This window comes from Pseudomonas sp. NFACC16-2 (assembly GCF_900119205.1).
Lineage (GTDB): Bacteria > Pseudomonadota > Gammaproteobacteria > Pseudomonadales > Pseudomonadaceae > Aquipseudomonas > Aquipseudomonas fluorescens_Q.
In genome coordinates, this window is the sequence record NZ_FPIX01000006.1 from 80,011 (window position 1) to 100,519 (window position 20,509).

The window sequence follows — 20,509 nt, forward strand, 5'->3', positions numbered from 1 at the left end:
ACCTGCCGATGGCCTCGAAGAGACTCGACGTGGAACGTGGCGACAGCCAACTGAGCGGGCAACTGGTCGACGGCCAGCTCGACGGCCCGCTGCGGATCGAAGAAGCCCAACGCCCGCAAGCAAAACTCAACTACAGCCAAGGTGAACTGCAAGGCACCAGCACCCTGTATCACCCCAATGGCAAGGTCTCGGCGGTACTGCCGTTCGTGAAAGGCAAACTGCAAGGTGTGGCGAGGTTCTACGCGGCCGAAGGCGGGTTGCAACGCCAGGCCACGTATCGCCGTGGGTTGCTGCACGGCGAGGCGAACAACTACTTTCCCGACGGACAACTGGCCGAAGCCGAGGTCTATCGCGACGGCGTGCGCGACGGCCGCTATCGCCGCCTGCACCCCAACGGCAACCCGGCGGTCGAAGCCCGCTACCTCAACGGCCAACTGCTGGAACCAGCCCAGGCCTACGCCGAAGACGGCCGGCCGCTGGACGCCGAAGGCAAGCCAATCTCCCGGATGCGTTGGTGGTTCAGGCGCTGGAATGATCCGGCGCAGGCATAAACTGGGGACTGGTTCCTGCAGCCGCCTCGCTCCCACAGGGAATGCTGTTCACCTAAGGTTTGTTTAATTCATTGTGGCGAGGGAGCTTGCTCCCGCTTGAGTGCGAAGCACTCACAAAAATGGGCCTGCTGCGCAATCCAGCGGGAGCAAGCTCCCTCGCCACGGGGTCATCTACGGTCTTAAGTAACCTGCATAGTCTCCCCCAGGGATCTTGGTGTTACTCAGGGAATCAACATCTGCACCTGCCCTGGCACCACGATCTTGATCACCCCGGCCCAGGTACACATCAAGGTGCTGTTAGCATCGATGGCCGGCATGTTGCCCAACAACAGAGTCGGGGCGCCGCCGGGGATCCATGGCGCCGCGGTGGCCGGGATGCAGGGCATGGGGGTCAGCACGCCGAGTGCCGCCGCGGTGGCGGCGGCCACGGTCGGATTCGCCAGGCTCATGCACATGCCAAACGTGGTGATGTTCACCAGCGGGATGTGGTCCATGATGTTCGCCGCCGGCATCCCGCCGGTCAGCAGGCGATTGACCGGCAGCACATTGAGCACCGCCGGGGCAGCGCCGAAGCTGCATTGCAAGGTCGCGGTGCCACAGACTTGCGGGCATCCCATCGCGGTTGCTCCATTGAAAGCGACAGACTCCAGAACCTTAGCTCGCCCATCCTCGACGCGCACGTCGCAATGCATCAAGCCCACTGATTATCCTGCAACACGCTAACCTATAAGACCCTGGCGTGCTTGTGACGCCTCCCGCGCGCCATTAGATTAGCCAATGATCGATGGCCTCCAAAATAAGTAGAAGGGATAAGCATGGCGTTTACTGATCAGTCCACCCGCGTGCGCGACGGTGAAGAACTCGATGCCAACCTGATCGACCCGTACCTCAAGGCCCACATTCCCGGCCTGACCGGCGTGCCCCGGATCAGCCAGTTTCCCGGTGGCGCGTCGAACCTGACCTACCTGCTGGAATATCCCGAACAGGAATTCGTCCTGCGCCGTCCGCCGTTCGGCCACAAGGCCAAATCCGCCCACGACATGGGCCGCGAGTTCCGCATCCTCAATCAGCTGCGCGAGGCGTTCCCCTATTGCCCGAAAGCCTACGTGCACTGCACCGACGAGTCAGTGATGGGCGCCGAGTTCTATGTGATGGAACGGGTCAAGGGCATCATCCTGCGCTCCGACCTGCCGCCGGAACTGGGTTTCGACGCCGCCCGCACCGAAGCGCTGTGCAAGAGCTTCATCGACCGGCTCGTCGAGCTGCACCGTGTCGACTACAACGCCTGCGGCCTGGCCGACCTGGGCAAGCCCGAAGGCTACGTGGCCCGACAGATTCGCGGCTGGAGCGACCGCTACGAAAAAGCCCTGACCCCGGACGCGCCGAAATGGGAGACGGTCAAGGCCTGGCTCAACGACAAGATGCCCGCCGACCACCCTACGTCGAGCATCGTCCACAACGACTACCGCTTCGACAACGTGATCCTCGACCCCGAGAACCCGATGCAGATCATCGGCGTACTGGACTGGGAGCTGACCACCCTTGGCAATCCGTTGATGGACCTGGGCAACAGCCTCGCCTACTGGATCGAGGCCGACGACCCGGCGCCGGTGCAACTGATGCGCCGCCAGCCCAGCCACGCCCCTGGCATGCTGACCCGCCGCGAGTTCGTCGATTACTACGCCGAGCGCGCCGGCATCCGCATCGACAACTTCGACTTCTATTACACCTACGGCCTGTTCCGCCTGGCCGGCATCGTCCAGCAGATCTACTACCGCTTCTTCCACGGCCAGACCCAGGACAAACGCTTCGCGCAGTTCGTTCAGATGAACAAGCTGCTGGAGCAGATGAGCCTGCAGGTCATCAGCAAATCCACGCTCTGAGCGCACCTATAACAAGGAAACAGCATGTCCAAGACCCAGTTGTTCGACCTCGACGGTAAAATCGCTTTCGTTTCCGGCGCCAGCCGCGGCATCGGCGAAGCCATCGCCAAACTGCTGGCCCAGCAAGGCGCGCATGTAATCGTTTCCAGCCGCAAGCTCGACGGTTGCCAACACGTGGCCGACGCCATCATCGCCGCCGGCGGCAAGGCCACCGCCATCGCCTGCCACATCGGTGAAATGGAGCAGATCAGCCAGGTATTCGCGGGTATCCGCGAACAGTTCGGACGCCTGGACATCCTGGTCAACAACGCCGCCACCAACCCGCAATTCTGCAACGTCCTGGACACCGACCTGGGTGCGTTCCAGAAAACCGTGGACGTGAACATCCGCGGCTACTTTTTCATGTCGGTGGAAGCCGGCAAGCTGATGCGCGAGAACGGCGGCGGCAGCATCATCAACGTGGCGTCGATCAACGGCATTTCGCCGGGGATTTTCCAGGGCATCTACTCGGTGACCAAGGCGGCGGTGATCAACATGACCAAAGTCTTCGCCAAGGAATGCGCGCAGTTCGGCATCCGCTGCAACGCCCTGCTGCCGGGCCTGACCGACACCAAATTCGCCTCGGCCCTGGTCAAGAACGACGCCATCCTGAAAACCGCCCTGGCGCAGATCCCCCTCAAGCGCGTGGCCGACCCGAGCGAAATGGCCGGCGCTGTGCTGTACCTGGCCAGCGATGCATCGAGCTACACCACGGGTGTGGCGTTGAATGTGGACGGTGGGTTCCTGTCCTGATAGCGAACTCCATGGCAGACCTGTGAGAAACCCTGTGGGAGCGAGCTTGCTCGCGATAGCATTGCATCAGTCACACCAGTACTGCTGACCCACCGCTATCGCGAGCAAGCTCGCTCCCACAAGGGATCCTCTGCGAGCGCGCAAATGAATATTTATTCCAACATTTGCAATTAGCGAATATTTATTCCATAAATAGCCCTTCTGAAAATAACAATTCAAAGGGCTCTTCCTCATGCGTGAACTCGGCATCGGTCTGATTGGCACCGGCTTCATGGGCCGTGCCCATGCCTTGGCGTTCCACAATGCCAAGGCGGTGTTCGACCTTCCCCTGAACCTGACACTGGCGGCCCTGGCCGACGCCGATCCTCAGCGTGCCCGGCAGTGCGCCCAAAGCTGGGGGTTCGGAACGGCCCATAGCGATTGGCAACAGTTGATCGACGACCCCAAGGTCAACCTGATCGCCATCACCACACCCAACCACCTGCACTTCCCGATGGCCATGGCGGCGTTGGCGGCGGGCAAGCCGGTCTATTGTGAAAAACCCCTGGCGGTGTCCCTGGAGCAGGCCGAGCAGATGCGCCAGGCGGCCAAGGCGGCCGGGGTGGTGACGCGGGTCGGCTACAACTACCAGCACAACCCGATCATTCAACGGGCGCGGGACATGATCCAACGCGGCGAACTGGGACAGATCATCAGTTTCCAGGGCGAATTCAGCGAAGACTTCATGGCCGACCCCGCCTCGCCGTGGTCATGGCGCTGCGAAGCGGCCCACGCCGGCGGCGCACTGGCGGACCTGGGCAGCCACTTGCTGGCCATGGCCCGGCACTTGTTGGGCGATGTCGAAGCGGTGTGCGCCGACAGCCAGACCGTGCACAGCCAACGGCCTGCCAGCGCGGGCAATGCCGAACAACGTGCCATCGCGGTGGACGACCAGGTCCACGCGCTGCTGCGTTTCGCCAATGGCGCCCGAGGCACGGTGAGCAGCAGTTGGCTCAAGCACGGCTACAAAAACCACCTGAGCTTCGAGATCAGCGGCACCCTCGGCACCCTGGCGTTCGATCAGGAACGGCTGAATGAACTGCGCTTGTGTCGCGTCGGTCAGCCAGGTTTCCAGCGCCTGCTGGCCGGCCCGGATTTGCCGGGCTACGCCGCGTTCAGCCCGGCCGCCGGGCACCAGTTGGGGTACAACGAATTGAAGACCCTGGAGGTGCAGGAACTGGTCATGACGCTTGCAGGCGAAGGCGGCAGCGGCACGGACTTCGAAGAGGCCTGGGAAGTGGAGCGGCTGGCGGCGGCGATTCGGGTGGCGGCGCGGGAGCTGCGTTGGGTGAAGGTCAGCGAGCTATAACCCCTCACTTCAGTATCCCCTGTTTGGTCCGGGGACATGGTTAACCCTGTGGCGAGGGGATTTATCCCCGTTGGGGTGCGAAGCGCCCCTAAAAATGCCTCCTCGGTGTGTCAGGCTAAATTTGGGGGCCGCTACGCGACCCAACGGGGATAAATCCCCTCACCACAAGGGACCGTGTTCAATCTGAAGCCTGGGTACGCAACTCAACCAACCGCGCCGCCAGCGCCTTGGCCTGGCTCGCCACGTCGGTCACGGCGGTGCTTTCCCACCACATCCCCCGCAACGGCGGCCCCATGGCGAACAGCCGCTGGGCGGGGGCCCCTTGGGCGTCCAGCACCGCACCGTCAGGCCGGGCGGCAATGCCCAGGGCCAGCGGCCCCGGCTGGATCAGACCGCGAGCCAGCAGCTGCTGCGGCAACGGTCGCGCCACCCGGCGCCAGTCATATTCAATACCGCTGGAGTTGATCAGCGCCGCGCCCTGCACCACGGCCAGCCCGGCCTCACCCCGACGGCGGATGCGGATACCCACCGTGCCCTCGGCGGACGCCGCCAGCCCCTTGAACGATGCCGCGTGGATCCGCAACCGCCCTTCCCCGTGCAGACGCGCCACCAGCTCGGCGCTCAACGGCGGCGAACGGTGGTGGTGGCTCTCCCACCAGGGCCGTACATGCCGGACGAACTGCCGGCGTTGCACATCGCTGGCCTGGCTCCACAAGCGCCCGATGTGGGCGCGCACCGTGTCCAGCGGCGCCTGCCAATCGATCCCTTGGGCCTGGGCCCGGCGGCATTGCTCGCGCAGGGCCCGCATCAACTGACGTGGCGACCGCAGGCTGTGATCGTCGGCGAGGAAATCCACCCAGGCGGGTGGCTGGCGGCGCACATGAGGCAACAAACCATGACGGGAAAACACTTCGATCGGGCCACGGTGCCCGGCCTGCTCCAGGGACACCACGGCATCGACCATGGTCAGCCCCGAGCCGATGATCAGCACCGTGGACTGCGGATCAAGCAGGCGCATCGCAGCCACATCCCAAGGGTCCAGGGCCGCGGCATTCAAGCCGCTGGATTCGGTTTGCGGGGTGCGTGCCGCCGGGAACATGCCGGTGGCCAGCACCGCGAAGCGGCCACGCAAGACCTGGCCGTCATCCAGCGTCAGCATGACGGCATCGTCGACAACCCGCAGGTCCACGGCCTCCCCACGCACGTGCTCGGCAGTCGAACCGTTTCGTGCGCCCAACTCGCGAGCCTCGGCCAGCCGTTGTTGCACATAGAGGCCAAACATCCCCCGGGGCGGGAACAACTCGCTGACCGGTACATGCTGCTGATCCGACTCGGGCCAGCCGCCGGCTTCGATGAATGCGGTAAGCCATTGGGTCAGGTCGTCGGCGTTGTCCGGGTCGACGCTCATGCGTGCCGCGTTGCCGTTCAAGGTGTGCCCCAGCTCCACGGCACTGTAGGCCTCGCCCCGGCCCAGTTCGCTGCGCGGCTCGACAATCAGCACCTCACGCCGGCCCGGCAGGCGCAGCAGCTGCGCGGCCAGCATGGCACCGCTCAGGCCGCCACCTACGATCAAGATATCGGCTTCGCGGGTGAGGCTGCTCGTCTGTCGATCCAACGCTGTGTCCATACCGCTCTCCAGGGATCAAATCACCACATTGCGTACGAATCTCGCCGCCACCGGCCCATCGTTGCGATAGGCGTGGGGCTGGTTGCTGGCGAACATGAAAAACTCACCGGCACCAATGCGGCGTTCCTCACTGCCCAACAGCAGCGTCAGGCAGCCCTCGAAGACATAAAGCTGCTCGCTCCAGCCATCGGCGTCGGGTTCGCAATGGTAATGCTCGCCGGGCTCCAGGCGCCATTCCCAAAGCTCGACTTCGCGGCTGGCGGTGGCTTTTGCCAGCAATACGGCTTTGCTGCCAGGAATCGTGCCGGCCCAGGCCAGCTCGTTGATGCGGCTCGGATCGCGGGCGTCGGGCGCCTGGATCAAGTCGCTGAAGGCCACGTCGAGGGCTTCGGCGACACGGTCGAGGGTGGTCAGACTGACGTTCTTTTCCCCGGCCTCGATGGCCACCAGCATCCGTCGGCTGACCCCCGACAATTCCGCCAGCGCCGTCTGGCTAAGCTGCGCGGCATGCCGCAGACGACGGATGTTCTGGCTGACGTGTTGCAGGACGGAAGCCCGCTGGCCGGATTCTTTGTGCACTATATTGCTCACATGGTAGGGCTGCGCATTATACTGCCCAACTTCGGGCGCATTGTGCGTCCGCCTCAAGTGGCGCGCAAGGTCATGGCATCGGTGAACTCCCCTCAAGCTTCCCCCCGTCTCTCAAGGTTCAGCAAGGCCGAATGCGTGCTGGTGCTGATCACCATGATCTGGGGTGGGACCTTCCTGTTGGTGCAGCACGCCATGACGGTCAGCGGGCCGATGTTTTTCGTTGGCCTGCGCTTTGCCGCCGCGGCCGCGTTTGTCGCGCTGTTTTCCTGGCGGCATCTGCGGGACCTGACCCTCTTCGAACTCAAGGCCGGCTGCTTTATCGGCGTGGCGATCATGCTCGGCTACGGCCTGCAGACCGTCGGCCTGCAAACCATCCCCAGCAGCCAATCGGCGTTCATCACCGCGCTTTACGTGCCATTCGTGCCCTTGCTGCAATGGCTGGTGTTGGGCCGTCGACCGGGCTTGATGCCGAGCATCGGCATCATGCTGGCGTTTACCGGGTTGATGCTGGTGTCGGGCCCGGCCGGGGCCTCGCTGAACTTCAGCCCCGGTGAAATCGCCACGTTGATCAGCGCCATCGCGATTGCCGCCGAAATCATCCTGATCAGCGCCTATGCCGGCCAGGTCGATGTGCGCCGGGTGACCGTGGTGCAACTGGCAAGCACCGCGGTGCTGGCGTTTCTGATGGTGGTGCCGACCCAGGAAGCGATCCCGGCGTTCTCCTGGCTGCTGCTGGCCAGCGCCGTTGGCCTGGGAGCCGCCAGTGCAGCCATTCAGGTGGCGATGAACTGGGCGCAGAAAAGTGTCTCGCCCACCCGCGCCACGCTTATCTATGCTGGCGAGCCGGTGTGGGCCGGCATCGCCGGGCGCCTGGCGGGCGAACGGTTGCCGGCGATTGCCTTGTTCGGCGCGGCGCTGATCGTCGCGGCGGTGATTGTTAGTGAGTTGAAGACTCGGAGCAAAGGTGTCGTCACCCAGGACGAGGTGCTTGAGCGCGAGCAGTAATACCTGTGGCGAGGGAGCTTGCTCCCGCTGGGCTGCGCAGCAGCCCCCGAAGACCACCCAATCAACCGGAACATTGCGTCGCCAGGTTTCAGGGCCGCTGCGCGCCCCAGCGGGAGCAAGCTCCCTCGCCACAGGTCAGGTGTATGGCGCGGTGCCATTGAACACAACATAAACCGGCTCCAACCCCGAGCCCAGGGGAAACACCACTACATAATCATCGAATCGAACCTCTTCGATGGAATTAAAGGACTCCAACGTCGGCACCGGCGAAGAGTGAATGAAACCGGCAGAATCGAGTCGATTTTGCTCGGACTCAACCGGCGCCTCCAAGCTGTCCGCACGTGTCCATTCAATCACTCGGGGCTGCGAGCCGTCCGCGGTAAAGCGAAAAACCCGTCCAGCTTCATGCCAAACCGCCTGCCTGACGCGTACCTTGGACGGCAACGCACCGATGGCGGGCGTGATGTAGATCTGAAACAGCTCACGTATTTCTTTCAGGCCTCTGAAATGGCTGCCGGGTTTTGTCGCGACCGTTGCCGTGCTCATTCGCAACGGCAACGCCACCTCGCCCTGCTGTGCGGCCAGGGTCTGCCAGTCCTGTTCAATGGCAGAGAGCTCGGCCAGCGCCACACACAGGCCAAAACGCACCTCCTTGGTTCGACTGACAAGATCAAAACTCAGGATCTCGGCATATTGCCCGGTGTGGCCCTGCTCCGAATGTGTCATCAACCAATTGAACTCGGCGACGGCTGAACGAATGGATTTTTGCAAGTCCACCCGTTGACTCGTCCTTAGTGGCGGCGCGGCGCCCAGCAACAGGTTCGGGTGCCTCATATCGTTGACAGCGGACATACGAAACAATACCGGGCTGCTGTCATGCTCCCGCAAACGCATCAGTTGCGCCGCGGAGTGCTCCAGTACGGCTTCAGCGGCGGCGTGAAGTACGGCATGACGCTGGGCGATCGAGGAGAGACGCGCAAGATAACGACCATGATTGGCAGCGGCCTGCCGTGCATTCGCTTGCCAGAGCGCCTGATCGGCTTTGTTATAGGTGAGATTATGCTGGGCGCCACTCAAGGCGAACTCGACACTCATTTTATGTCGCTCGAACGTACGCACGGCCCTGACCACTTCGTGTTGTGCCTGCTCCAGCCGCCGCATCCCCTGTTCGAGTGCGTCCAGCGTCTGCTCTGCATCGTGTTGGTTTTGTCGTTGCCGGGTAACAAGCTCCAGCTGGGTGAAGGCTTTTTCAACCGCCTGTTCAGCAGCGGTGATGTCCAAGGCCAACTGCTGTGCATTTGCAAGTTCGCGCTGGGCTCTTGCCGTCGCGTGTTGCGCCATGCTCAAGCGAGGCGCGGGCTTCGCCGGGGCAGGCAACACCCCGCCCTTGAAGGGAATAACGTTCTTTTTGAAATGCCACTGTTTTACGAAGTGGACAATCGTTTCCGGGGCGTTCGTATACCCGGTGTCTTCGGGGTAAAACAGCAGGTCCGCGCCTTTGGGATGCCCGACGATTCGATCGAAGTGGTTGATTAGTCGGTCATGTTCTTCTTTGCCCATGTCGACATTCCATATTGTTCCTACGAACGCCTGAAACTCGGTTTCAGTGTAATCCTGGAGTTTGGGTTTAAGTTCCATCTATGGTTTTCCTTGTTTGAGCATGCGTCCTCGGGAACGCACCTGCTTGGCAGATCGAGCAGATGCGTTCGCCGGGGTTCATTTATTCGGGCTTGAAGCCTGGCTTGTTATTGCGGGCGCGCCATTCCTTGACTTCTTTCAAGATGCCTTCGGGGCTGTCTTCCTGGCCTTCCTTTGGATAATAAATTACATCGGACTTCGACGGATGTTGTGTAACACGTTCAAAGTGATCTGCCAGTAAGTCCCAATACTTGCTCAAAGCACAACCTTGCAATTCGGTCCTATTATCGAAAAACTCTTCAAGAAACAGCAAAAACTCCGCCTCGGTGTAATCTTCAATACGATTTTTTAATTTGATCATTTTTCTTTGCTCCGTGAATTTCTATATGGCGTCTAGGCGCCACCACCGAAAGATTATCCATGCCGTACACGTCGCCACCATCCTTAACCCTGATGTGATGGTGAAGCTCAAAACTCCGTCGCCCTCCAACAACGTCAGACGCTACTGCGCGAGGGGCTACTCCATTTCGCATTTTTACTAAATTCGAATTGTTAAACTGCCGGCTCAGCTCCCCATCCGCCGCCACAGCCCTCCAAAACGCCTCCCTGAACCGATGAAAGTTCGCAAACTCCCTCCCCCTCAACTGATCAGCAATCCGATCCGGAATAGGAGCGCCAGTCGTCCTCGCCGCCTCCCCCAACCAAATGCCCGACACTGGCTGCCCAAACCCCAGAGCCACGCCCCGATCATCCCGCCGGTCATAAAACAACGCATCCGGCGAAGGCAACTCCATATCCGCCGGAAACCCTGGAATACTCGCACCGGTTTGCCCCGGATCAACAGCCGGAAACGTCTCGTTTTCCGGTAGGACCGGGATTACCGGATTGCCGGGATATACCTGCGAAAGTGGCGGTGTAATCGGTGACGTAGTCGGGCCAAGCTGTTCGACACCCGGCGGCACCAGGGGTGTCCGGGTGCCGTTGCCGATTGGACGGGTCGGCCAAGGTATGACGGCGGGCACGACGCCCGGTTGCCCGTGACGACTCTGGGGCGTAGTGATGCTGATACGGTCGAGGTTGAACGGGTTTTCACCCAGCTCCGCCCGCGCCTGATAACGCAGTTCGAACTCACGGCGTTCACCGACCCATGTGCTTTTCGGCGCATAGGGCGCAAAACCTCGTTCGATGCGTTTTTTGTTGATGTCGTCTGTGTTGCCCCACAACGCCGGGTGCTCGGCGAGGGTGCGCCACAGTGCCTGGTCGAAGGCGCTGAAGGACTTGATTGCCTGCGCCCGCATCTGATGGCCGACTTGCTCTGGAATGGCCGCGCCCTGGGGCTGGCTGGCCGTGTTCCACCAATCATTGGCAGCCGGTTTGCCGGCCCCTGTAACGATGCCCGAGCCGAGGGCTGGCAAGTCGAAAGAGAAATAGGTCGGTGGCACACCGGGCACGCAGATGATGCAGTCTTGGATGCGCAGGTCCACACCTGCCGGCAAGGTCTCGACCTGCGGCGCCATTGCCGTCAATACCGGTGGATTTGCAGGAGCCCCCTGAGGGGCGGCATCGGCGGCAAACTGCAGGTGTCGGGCCGGTGAGCCGGGGACTTCGGCGTTGTAGAGGCCGGTCAGGGGATCGAATACCGCGTTGATGACTGGCACATGAGCGCCGATCGTGTCGCCAGTATTGGCAACGTGAAGCGCAGTGCCTTCAGGAACAGCTTGCGGCTTGAGCCGGTACGCCACTTCAACCGAACCGCCCGCATCAGCAATGGATTGCAGTGCGGATCCGTCGGAGAGGCCGAGCACTTGTGCCGGTACGCCGACACCCTGGAACAGTCGGTTACGTTGTTCGGGTGTCAGTTCGCCGTTGCCGAGTTCCGGCGAGTAGACCATCGCCGTGACGAAGACCGGGCCCGTCCTGGCCAGGATCCGCCCATAATCCTTCAGTGTTTCGACGGAAGCGGCGATAGCCTGTTCCAACACCGCCGCGGCTTGCTGACCGACGAACACGGCGTCTCGGGTCAATACCATTCCACCCGCGGCCAACGAGGGCGCAGGCACGCTCAGGGTATGGACTTGCTTGAACCGCTCCAGCCGGATGCTTTCATCGACTTGCTGTTTGAAGCGGATACGCGCCGCCCGTTGTTCGGCGTATTGACGTTGGCGCTCCCAGACGGCTTCACGATCACGCCAAACCACCGTCTGCTCGGCATGGAGCCGGGCCAGCGCGTTGGATTTTTCGCTCAGAGCGTTGATCTGCTGGGACAGCAGTCGCGCCTCTTGAGCCGCGATGTAAGCCTGCTCCCAGAGTCGGTGACCGTCATCGAGGGCGGTGCCGAACTGATCCAGTCGCGTGCGGTAGTCGTTCGCCGAACGGGTGAGCGGATCCTGTCCATCGAAGACGCGGGCGGCGATGTTCTTGGCATTGAGCTCTGTGGTTTTACGGGCAATCAGCCCGTCGATTTCGTTTTTCTCCTTGGTGAGGGTGTAAAGCTGCCAGCGTTCGGTCGAATTCGGGACGGGTGGCCGCCTTGCGGCCGAAATTTCCTTTTGAAGCACCGCGTCAAGTTGTTGTTTTTTACTCGCGAAGTTCCGATCCACCTCGGCCCGGGTACTGGTGTAGCGCTGCACCATTGTCACCAGCGCTTGTTGGCGAGCCTGGAAGCGCGCTTGTTCTTGGGCCTTTGCGGTGGCTTTTTCTGCATCAGCCTTCGCCTTTGCGGCGGCTTGTGCCTCCTCAGCCTTGCGTTTGAGCCTGTCCTCTTGCCTCCTTTTTATACCCTTGGCTGAACGGGTGGGACCGCCTGAAGAACCGACGCGGTTTCCCCCGAAGCCGCCGCCGTACCCTCCGCCAGAACCGCCACCCGATGGTGACCCTCCCGGCCTGATGACTACCGTTCCATCTGATCCATCATTAAGTGTTTGCTTTGCCATACAGTTCTCCTTTCCTGTATGGCGCACAATGGCGATGGAGCCGTGCTCGGGTGCGGTAAATATGTATAGCGCCCGGATTTTTTACTTGCGTGGCTTCAGTCCTCAGGGCGGAGTCTGAGGCTACGTCCCCTCGCCAAAGCAACGCAAAGCCAGAAAAATCAATCTACCTTGTAGGATTCTGCGACACCCTCGCGGTTGGTGATCGGGAATACGCCACGTATGATCCCAGCTACCCATCCGCCGAATAGAAGCCTATGTCACTGATAGTTCTATTGCTTTTGCCCTTCATCGGCAGCTGTGTCGCGGCGCTGCTGCCGCATAACGCCCGTAACGCCGAATCCCTGCTGGCAGGCCTCGTGGCCCTGGCCGGCACGGTTCAGGTGGCCTTGCTGTATCCGCAGATCGCCGACGGCGGCGTGCTCCGTGAGCACTATGACTGGTTGCCCAGCCTGGGCCTGGATTTCGTGCTGCGCCTGGACGGGTTCGCCTGGCTGTTTTCGTTGCTGGTGCTGGGCATCGGCACGCTGGTGTCGCTGTATGCCCGCTATTACATGTCGCCGGACGATCCGGTGCCGCGCTTCTTCGCCTTCTTCCTGGCGTTCATGGGCGCCATGCTCGGGCTGGTGATCTCGGGCAACCTGATCCAGATGGTGTTCTTCTGGGAACTGACCAGCCTGTTCTCCTTCCTGTTGATCGGCTACTGGCACCACCGCGCCGACGCTCGGCGCGGTGCCTACATGGCGTTGATGGTGACCGGTGCCGGCGGGCTTTGCCTGTTGGCCGGGGTGATGCTGCTCGGCCATGTGGTGGGCAGCTATGAGCTGGACAAGGTCCTGGCCGCCGGCGACCTGATCCGTGCCCATGGCCTCTACCCCATCCTGTTGCCGCTGATCCTGATCGGCGCCCTGAGCAAAAGCGCGCAATTCCCTTTCCACTTCTGGCTCCCTCACGCCATGGCTGCTCCGACGCCGGTGTCGGCGTACCTGCACTCGGCGACCATGGTCAAGGCCGGGGTGTTCCTGCTGGCGCGGCTGTGGCCGTCGCTGTCGGGTAGCGAAGAGTGGTTCTACATCGTCAGTGGCGCGGGGGCCTGCACCTTGCTGCTGGGCGCCTACTGCGCGATGTTCCAGAACGATCTCAAGGGATTGCTGGCCTACTCCACCATCAGCCACCTCGGGTTGATCACCCTGCTGTTGGGCCTGAACAGTCCGCTGGCGGCCGTGGCGGCGGTGTTTCATATCCTCAACCACGCCACGTTCAAGGCCTCGCTGTTCATGGCGGCGGGGATCATCGACCATGAAAGCGGCACCCGGGATATCCGTAAACTCAGTGGCCTGGTGCGGCTGATTCCGTTCACGGCGACCCTGGCGATGGTCGCCAGCGCGGCGATGGCCGGGGTGCCGCTGCTCAATGGATTCCTCTCCAAGGAAATGTTCTTCGCCGAGACCGTGTTCATTTCCGCCACGGCCTGGGTCGAGCTGGCGCTGCCGATCATCGCCACCATCGCCGGGACCTTCAGCGTCGCCTACTCCCTGCGCTTCACCGTGGACGTGTTCTTCGGCCCCACCGCCACCGACCTGCCCCACACTCCTCACGAACCACCGCGCTGGATGCGCGCCCCGGTGGAATTGCTGGTGTTCACCTGCCTGGTGGTGGGGATTTTCCCAGCCCAAGTGGTCGGTTCATTGCTCGCGGCGGCGGCGTTGCCGGTGGTCGGCGGCACGCTGCCGGAGTACAGCCTGGCGATCTGGCACGGCCTGAATGCACCGATGATCATGAGCCTGGTGGCGATGTCCGGCGGCATCGTCCTGTACCTGCTGCTGCGCAATCAGTTCCGGCAAGGCCACATCAAGCACCCGCCATTCATTGGCCGACTCAGTGGCAAGCGGCTGTTCGAGCGTTGCCTGGTGCTGATGATGCGCCTGGGTCGACGACTGGAACGCCGAATCAGTACCCGCCGCCTGCAGGCCCAATTGTTCTGGCTGGTCCTCGCTGCGGTGTTGGCCGGGCTGATCCCGATGCTGCACAGCACATTGGTCTGGGGCGACCGGCCGAAGATCCCCGGTTCCATCGTCTTCGTCAGCCTGTGGTTGCTGGCCATCGCCTGTGCCCTGGGCGCGGCCTGGCAGGCCAAGTATCACCGGCTCGCGGCCCTGACCATGGTCAGTGTCTGCGGTCTGATGACCTGCGTGACCTTCGTCTGGTTCTCCGCCCCCGATCTGGCCTTGACGCAACTGGTGGTGGAAGTGGTGACCACCGTGCTGATCCTGCTCGGCCTGCGCTGGCTGCCACGGCGTATCGAAGACGTCTCGCCGCTGCCCAACAGCGAGCGGCGCGCGCGCATCCGGCGCCTGCGGGACTTGCTGCTGTCCATCGCGGTGGGCGGCGGCATGGCGTTGCTCTCCTACGCCATGCTGACGCGGCAGACACCCAACGACATTTCGTCGTTCTACTTGAGCCGTGCCCTGCCCGAAGGTGGCGGCAGCAATGTGGTGAATGTGATGCTGGTGGACTTTCGCGGCTTCGACACCCTGGGGGAAATCACCGTGCTGGTGGCGGTGGCCCTGGCGGTGTTCGCCCTGCTGCGGCGTTTCCGCCCACCGAAGGAAAGCATGCAGCTACCGGCGCAACAGCGTCTGCTGGCACCCGACGTGGTCACCGACCTGGTCAACCCGCGCCATGCCAGCGACACCGCATTGGGCTTCATGATGGTGCCATCGGTGCTGGTGCGCCTGCTGCTACCAATCGCGCTGGTGGTGTCGTTCTACCTGTTCATGCGCGGCCACAACCAACCCGGTGGCGGCTTCGTGGCCGGGCTGGTGATGTCGGTGGCGTTCATCCTGCAATACATGGTTGCCGGCACCCAGTGGGTCGAGGCGCAGATGAGCCTGCGACCGCTGCGCTGGATGGGCACCGGACTGTTGTTCGCCACGGCCACCGGGCTGGGAGCGATGGCCGTGGGGTACCCGTTCCTGACCACCCACACCTGGCATTTCGAGTTGCCGTTGCTGGGTGACATTCACCTGGCCAGCGCCCTGTTCTTTGACATCGGCGTGTACGCCGTGGTGGTCGGCTCGACGCTGTTGATCCTCACCGCCCTGGCGCACCAATCGGTGCGGGCGCATAAACCGGGCCTGCTAGCCAAACCCGTCGCCCCTCGCACAGGAGCCACCGCCTGATGGAAGAAGTCATCGCAATCGCAATCGGCGTACTGGCCGCCTCCGGAGTCTGGTTGGTCTTGCGGCCACGGACCTTCCAGGTGGTCATGGGCCTGTGCCTGCTGTCCTACGGCGTCAACCTGTTCATCTTCAGCATGGGCAGCCTGTTCATCGGCAAGGAGCCGATCATCAAGGATGGCGTGCCCCAGGACTTGCTGCACTACACCGACCCACTGCCCCAAGCCCTGGTGCTGACGGCCATCGTGATCAGCTTCGCCATGACCGCGCTGTTCCTGGTGGTGCTGCTGGCCTCCCGGGGCCTGACCGGCACCGACCATGTGGACGGTCGGGAGCCCAAGGAATGATGTTGACGCCTCATCTGATCGCCGCGCCCATCCTGCTGCCGCTGCTGACCGCCGCACTGATGCTGATGCTGGGCGAGAAACACCGCCCGCTCAAGGCGCGGATCAACCTGCTTTCCAGTCTGCTGGGCCTGGGCATCGCCGTGCTGTTGTTGTACTGGACCCAGGACCAAGCCCTGCCCGCATCCATTGGCGTGTACCTGCCGGGCAACTGGCAAGCGCCGTTCGGCATTGTGCTGGTGGTCGATCGGCTGTCGGCGCTGATGCTGGTGCTGACCGGCATCATCGGCGTCTGCGCCCTGCTCTTCGCCACGGCCCGCTGGCACGGCGCCGGTGCGAGCTTCCACGCGCTGTTCCAGATCCAGTTGATGGGCCTCTACGGCGCCTTCCTGACAGCGGACCTGTTCAACCTGTTCGTGTTCTTCGAAGTGCTGCTGGCGGCCTCCTACGGCTTGATGCTGCACGGTTCGGGCCGGGCGCGGGTGTCGTCGGGGCTGCATTACATTTCCATCAATCTGTTGGCCTCGTCGCTGTTCCTGATCGGCGCGGCATTGATCTATGGCGTCACCGGCACCTTGAACATGGCCGACCTGGCCCTGAAAATCCCGTTGGTGCCGGAGGCCGACCGCGGCCTGCTGCACGCCGGGGCCGGCATCCTTGCAGTGGCGTTCCTGGCCAAGGCCGGCATGTGGCCGCTGAACTTCTGGCTGGTGCCGGCCTATAGCGCCGCCAGCGCACCGGTGGCGGCACTGTTTGCGATCATGACCAAGGTCGGCGTCTACACGATCCTGCGCCTGTGGACGTTGCTGTTCTCCGGCCAAGCCGGCGCCTCGGCGTATTTCGGTGCCGACTGGCTGGTCTACGGCGGCATGGCGACCATCGTCTGCGCCGCCATCGCTATTCTCGCGGCCCAACGCCTGGAGCGCATGGCGAGCCTGAGCATCCTGGTATCGGCCGGGATCCTGTTGTCGGCCATCGGCTTCGCCCAACCCAACCTGGTGGGCGCAGCGCTGTTTTACCTGGTGAGTTCGACCCTGGCGCTCTGCGCGCTGTTCTTGCTGGCCGAGCTGATCGAGCGTTCGCGCTCGGCCAATGAACTGGCCCTGGACGATGACTTCGACACCTTGCCGCGACCGCTGGAAGCCCTGCAACCGCCCAAGGGCATCAACCTCGATGACGAGCAAAAAGCCGTGGTCGGACAAGTGATTCCCTGGACCATGGCCTTCCTTGGCTTGAGCTTTATCTTCTGTGCGCTGTTGATTATCGGCATGCCGCCGTTGTCGGGGTTCATTGGCAAGCTGAGCCTTCTCAGCGCCCTGCTCAATCCCCAGGGGCTCGGCGCCAGCGCCGGGGCATTGCTGTCGAACCAGGCCTGGGGCTTGGTGGCGTTATTGATCTTGTCGGGGCTGGCCTCGTTGATTGCCTTCTCGCGCCTGGGCATCCAGCGCTTCTGGACGCCGCAGGAGCGACCCTCGCCATTGCTGCGGCCGTTCGAATGCCTGCCAATCATCGTGCTGCTGGGCCTGGGCATCGCCCTGACTTTCAAGGCCGAGCCGTTGCTGCGCTACACCCAATCCGCTGCCGATGCGCTGAACACCCCGGAACATTACGTGATGTCGGTACTCGCCACCCGCGCCGTGCCCAACCCAGAGACCCGCGCCGCGTTGCAGGAGGTGCAGCCATGAAGCGCCTGTTTCCCGCCCCGTGGTTGTCCCTGGCGTTGTGGTTGCTGTGGCTGGTGTTGAACGTGTCCGTCAGCGCCGGCCATCTGCTGCTCGGCGCTGCGCTGGGCTTCCTGGCCCCGTTGATGATGCGCCCGTTGCGCCCACGGCCCATCCGTATCCGCCGGCCGTGGGTGGTGTTGCGCTTGTTCCTGCTGGTGGGCCGGGATGTGCTGGTGTCCAACGTGGCGGTGGCCTGGGGTGTGCTGAACGCCGGGCGCCGCCCGCCTCGCTCGCGGTTCATCAAGGTGCCGCTGGACCTGCACGACGCCAATGGACTGGCCGCGCTGTCGATGATCACCACGGTGATTCCGGGGACGGTCTGGTCGGAACTGGCCCTGGACCGCAGCATCCTGTTGATGCATGTGTTCGATCTGGAGGACGAAGCGTCATTCATTGCGCATTTCAAGGCCACCTACGAGCGCCCGTTGATGGAGATTTTCCAATGAGCCCCTTGCTGTCCAATGCGATCCTGTTGAGCCTGTTCCTGTTCTCCCTGGCGATGGTGTTGACCCTGCTGCGGTTGTTCAAAGGGCCTTCGGCACAGGATCGGGTCTTGGCCCTGGACTATCTGTACATCGTGGCGATGCTGATGATGCTGGTGCTGGGCATCCGTTATGCCAGTGACACCTATTTCGAGGCAGCCCTGCTGATCGCCCTGTTCGGCTTTGTCGGCTCGTTTGCCTTGGCCAAGTTCCTGTTGCGTGGCGAGGTGATCGAATGACCGGCGAATTGTCGATGTGGGTGGAAATCCCGGTGGCGATCCTGCTGGTGCTCAGCAGCCTGTTCGCCTTGATCGGGGCGATCGGCCTGGTGCGCTTGAAGGATTATTTCCAGCGCATGCACCCGCCGGCCCTGGCCTCCACGCTAGGGGCCTGGTGCGTGGCGCTGGCCTCGATCGTGTATTTTTCGGCGCTCAAATCCGGGCCGGTGTTGCACGCCTGGCTGATCCCGATCCTGTTGTCCATCACCGTCCCGGTAACCACCCTGCTGCTGGCTCGGGCGGCGTTGTTTCGCAAACGCATGGCCGGGGATGATGTGCCGGCGGAAGTGAGCAGCCGCAGGACAGAGGACGGTCGCTAATCCGTGAGGTAAACCGAGCCCCTGAGCCGGACACAGTTGTGGCGAGGGGATTTATCCCCGCTCGAGTGCGCAGCGCTCGCCAGATTTTCGATTCAAATACAGGAATTCGGGGCCGCTTCGCAGCCCAGCGGGGATAAATCCCCTCGTCACAACAACGGCATCACTCAAACCTATTGCACCACATCGCTGCTCAGGCCCATGCCACCGCCAGCAGCCCTGCCCCGAGCACCACGCACAACGGTGAATAAACCCAGGTATCGAGCCTGGCGAAGGTCGAGCCCTTGACCTCCTTGAAGAAACCCACCAGCTCCGACTCGCCAATGGCCCGGGCGAACATCAGCAAGGCAATCGCGCTGATCAGCCATTGCAACGCCCGATGGGTGACAGGCGGGGCCAACAGGCCGACTCGCAGGCAGACCAGCAGCGCCACCATCAGCAGGGCCAGGGCCACCAGCAAGGTCAACCAGCCTGAGGGATCGAACGCCGGTCGCAGCGCCTCCCCCTGCTTCACCGGCACCTGAGGCACCACTGCCTTGGCCGCCCACCGCCCGCCCAGGGCCCAATACAAATGAATCAAGCTGATGGTCACAAACACTGCGACCAGCGACCGAGCCAACACAAGCGTCATCTCGCCAGCCTCCTGAAGAGAGTTGAACAATCATCCTAGCTGGAATTTGGCATTTCGCTGGACGGGCGTAGGTTGCCAGTGTCCAGCGAATGACTCATTGCCCAGGATCAAGAGTTCAACCTGCTTGCGCGCGAGCCTTCCTACAGGCCCGCGGAGACCTTATCTGCCACTTCCTTGGGCAGCCAGGCCTGCCAGACCTGCGGATACGCCTTGAGGAATGCCTCGGCGGCTTCACGGGGTGGGATGCGTTTCTCGCTCATGTCGGCCAGGGCTTTGTTCAACGGCTCGATGGGCAAATCGACCTTGCTGAAGAACTCGGCAATGTCCGGGTATTGCTTCTGGAACGGCGCAGATACGCCAATCGACAGTTTCGAGGCCAGTGAGCGGGTTGGCTTGGGGTTGGGGTTATCGGCGTCGGTCAGGGTTTTCCAGGCTTCGGCATCGAACGGCGGCTCTTGCAACTGCACCAGCTTGAAGCGCCCGAGCAGTGGCGTGGGTGACCAGTAATAAAACAGAATCGGCTTGCCCCGGCGGATCGTCGAGCTGATTTCCGCATCCAGCGCCGCCCCCGAACCGCTGCGAAAATTCACGTAGCTGTCAGACAGGCCATACGCCTTGAGCTTCTGTTTGTTGACCACCTCGGAGGTCCAGCCAATGGGGCTGTTGAGGAAGCGGCCCTTGTCGGGGCTCTCCGGATCCTTGAACACATGCTTGTAGCGCGCCAGGTCCTCGACACTGCGCAGGTCCGGCGCCAGGGGCTTGATGCCCTTGGCCGGATCCCCCTTGATGACGTATTCGGGCACCCACCAACCTTCCGTCGCGCCTTTGACCGTATCACCCAAGGCGACCACCTTGCCTTCGGCCTCGGCCTTGACCCACACCGGGCTGCGGCCTGCCCATTCCTCGCCGATCACCTGGATGTCGTTATTGGCCAGGGCGGTTTCCAGGGTAATGGTGGTGCCCGGCAATGTGTCGGTCTGCAACCCGTAGCCTTTTTCGACGATGATCCGCAGGATATCGGTGATCAGGCTGCCACTTTCCCAGTTCAAGTCAGCGAAGTGAATCGGCGCTGACGCGGCCAACGTCGGGAACGGCGAAACCAACACAGTGAAGGTGGCCCAGACAGCCAGCCACTGTCGAACTCGTTTCATGCTTTTAACCTCGTACCAAACACAGCAATGGCTGAACG

General features: G+C 62.4%; 19 protein-coding genes. 11 read left to right on the top strand and 8 right to left on the bottom strand.

The features are described 5' to 3' along the window. Positions 1 to 8: 8 nt before the first annotated feature. Entirely contained in the window at positions 9 to 551 is a 543-nt protein-coding gene (locus BT116_RS07670; RefSeq protein WP_072341859.1) for a toxin-antitoxin system YwqK family antitoxin, read from the top strand. 221 nt (positions 552 to 772) lie between these two features. Here BT116_RS07670 and BT116_RS07675 read toward each other — a convergent pair whose 3' ends face one another. Further along, positions 773 to 1,168: a DUF4280 domain-containing protein gene (locus BT116_RS07675; protein ID WP_003202818.1), complete on the bottom strand. Its 396-nt coding sequence runs from the start codon at positions 1,166 to 1,168 to the stop codon at positions 773 to 775. Between the two features lie 198 nt (positions 1,169 to 1,366). Between BT116_RS07675 and BT116_RS07680 the strand changes: the two genes are divergently transcribed. The 3 genes from BT116_RS07680 to BT116_RS07690 all read left to right on the top strand — a co-directional run bounded on the left by BT116_RS07680 (position 1,367) and on the right by BT116_RS07690 (position 4,574). Then, a complete protein-coding gene (locus tag BT116_RS07680) occupies positions 1,367 to 2,434 on the top strand; it encodes a phosphotransferase family protein (RefSeq protein ID WP_072341861.1) in 1,068 nt (355 codons plus the stop codon). A 24-nt stretch (positions 2,435 to 2,458) separates the two neighbouring features. Continuing rightward, on the top strand, positions 2,459 to 3,226 hold the full coding sequence (locus tag BT116_RS07685; protein ID WP_003180553.1) for an SDR family oxidoreductase: 768 nt from the start codon (positions 2,459 to 2,461) through the stop codon (positions 3,224 to 3,226). Between the two features lie 232 nt (positions 3,227 to 3,458). Beyond that, positions 3,459 to 4,574, top strand: a complete 1,116-nt coding sequence (locus BT116_RS07690) for a Gfo/Idh/MocA family protein (protein WP_072341862.1) — start codon at positions 3,459 to 3,461, stop codon at positions 4,572 to 4,574. A 178-nt stretch (positions 4,575 to 4,752) separates the two neighbouring features. Here the strand turns inward: BT116_RS07690 and BT116_RS07695 are convergent, their stop codons facing one another. Continuing rightward, positions 4,753 to 6,201 carry an FAD/NAD(P)-binding protein gene (locus BT116_RS07695; RefSeq protein WP_072341864.1) on the bottom strand — a complete coding sequence of 483 codons (1,449 nt, stop codon included), beginning with the start codon at positions 6,199 to 6,201 and terminating at the stop codon, positions 4,753 to 4,755. A gap of 15 nt (positions 6,202 to 6,216) precedes the next feature. Continuing rightward, complete coding sequence (locus tag BT116_RS07700; RefSeq protein WP_072341866.1) at positions 6,217 to 6,780, bottom strand: helix-turn-helix domain-containing protein; 564 nt, start codon at positions 6,778 to 6,780, stop codon at positions 6,217 to 6,219. Positions 6,781 to 6,792: 12 nt separating this feature from the next. Between BT116_RS07700 and BT116_RS07705 the strand changes: the two genes are divergently transcribed. Then, positions 6,793 to 7,797: a DMT family transporter gene (locus tag BT116_RS07705; protein WP_175497164.1), complete on the top strand. Its 1,005-nt coding sequence runs from the start codon at positions 6,793 to 6,795 to the stop codon at positions 7,795 to 7,797. A gap of 135 nt (positions 7,798 to 7,932) precedes the next feature. Here the strand turns inward: BT116_RS07705 and BT116_RS07710 are convergent, their stop codons facing one another. The 3 genes from BT116_RS07710 to BT116_RS07720 form a co-directional block, all read right to left on the bottom strand. Then, positions 7,933 to 9,435, bottom strand: coding sequence for a bacteriocin immunity protein (locus BT116_RS07710; protein ID WP_072341870.1), 1,503 nt, complete (start codon positions 9,433 to 9,435; stop codon positions 7,933 to 7,935). Between the two features lie 82 nt (positions 9,436 to 9,517). Then, positions 9,518 to 9,796 (bottom strand): bacteriocin immunity protein, encoded by a 279-nt coding sequence (locus tag BT116_RS07715; RefSeq protein WP_072341872.1) that lies wholly within the window; start codon positions 9,794 to 9,796, stop codon positions 9,518 to 9,520. Further along, positions 9,771 to 12,368, bottom strand: coding sequence for an S-type pyocin domain-containing protein (locus BT116_RS07720; protein WP_072341875.1), 2,598 nt, complete (start codon positions 12,366 to 12,368; stop codon positions 9,771 to 9,773). Before BT116_RS07720 ends, BT116_RS07715 begins: the two co-directional genes overlap by 26 nt. 254 nt (positions 12,369 to 12,622) lie before the next feature. On the opposite strand from BT116_RS07720, the gene BT116_RS07725 reads away from it, so the two are divergent. The 6 genes from BT116_RS07725 to BT116_RS07750 are packed head-to-tail and all read left to right on the top strand — an operon-like array spanning position 12,623 to position 18,692. After that, on the top strand, positions 12,623 to 15,547 hold the full coding sequence (locus BT116_RS07725) for a monovalent cation/H+ antiporter subunit A (protein WP_072341878.1): 2,925 nt from the start codon (positions 12,623 to 12,625) through the stop codon (positions 15,545 to 15,547). Then, positions 15,547 to 15,891, top strand: a complete 345-nt coding sequence (locus BT116_RS07730; RefSeq protein WP_003202835.1) for a Na+/H+ antiporter subunit C — start codon at positions 15,547 to 15,549, stop codon at positions 15,889 to 15,891. The genes BT116_RS07725 and BT116_RS07730 overlap by 1 nt, the downstream gene beginning before the upstream one ends. Further along, complete coding sequence (locus BT116_RS07735) at positions 15,888 to 17,573, top strand: monovalent cation/H+ antiporter subunit D (RefSeq protein WP_072341881.1); 1,686 nt, start codon at positions 15,888 to 15,890, stop codon at positions 17,571 to 17,573. The genes BT116_RS07730 and BT116_RS07735 overlap by 4 nt, the downstream gene beginning before the upstream one ends. Then, a complete protein-coding gene (locus BT116_RS07740) occupies positions 17,570 to 18,058 on the top strand; it encodes a Na+/H+ antiporter subunit E (RefSeq protein ID WP_063320694.1) in 489 nt (162 codons plus the stop codon). The genes BT116_RS07735 and BT116_RS07740 overlap by 4 nt, the downstream gene beginning before the upstream one ends. Further along, positions 18,055 to 18,333 carry a K+/H+ antiporter subunit F gene (locus BT116_RS07745; protein WP_024780040.1) on the top strand — a complete coding sequence of 93 codons (279 nt, stop codon included), beginning with the start codon at positions 18,055 to 18,057 and terminating at the stop codon, positions 18,331 to 18,333. Before BT116_RS07740 ends, BT116_RS07745 begins: the two co-directional genes overlap by 4 nt. Then, on the top strand, positions 18,330 to 18,692 hold the full coding sequence (locus tag BT116_RS07750; RefSeq protein WP_072341884.1) for a Na+/H+ antiporter subunit G: 363 nt from the start codon (positions 18,330 to 18,332) through the stop codon (positions 18,690 to 18,692). The genes BT116_RS07745 and BT116_RS07750 overlap by 4 nt, the downstream gene beginning before the upstream one ends. 190 nt (positions 18,693 to 18,882) lie before the next feature. On the opposite strand, the gene BT116_RS07755 is transcribed toward BT116_RS07750, so the two are convergent. Then, positions 18,883 to 19,320 (bottom strand): DUF3995 domain-containing protein, encoded by a 438-nt coding sequence (locus BT116_RS07755; RefSeq protein ID WP_072341887.1) that lies wholly within the window; start codon positions 19,318 to 19,320, stop codon positions 18,883 to 18,885. 140 nt (positions 19,321 to 19,460) lie between these two features. After that, the gene (locus BT116_RS07760; RefSeq protein ID WP_072341890.1) at positions 19,461 to 20,471 is read right to left on the bottom strand and encodes an ABC transporter substrate-binding protein; all 1,011 of its coding nucleotides are present in this window, start codon (positions 20,469 to 20,471) and stop codon (positions 19,461 to 19,463) included. Between the last annotated feature and the right edge of the window lie 38 nt (positions 20,472 to 20,509).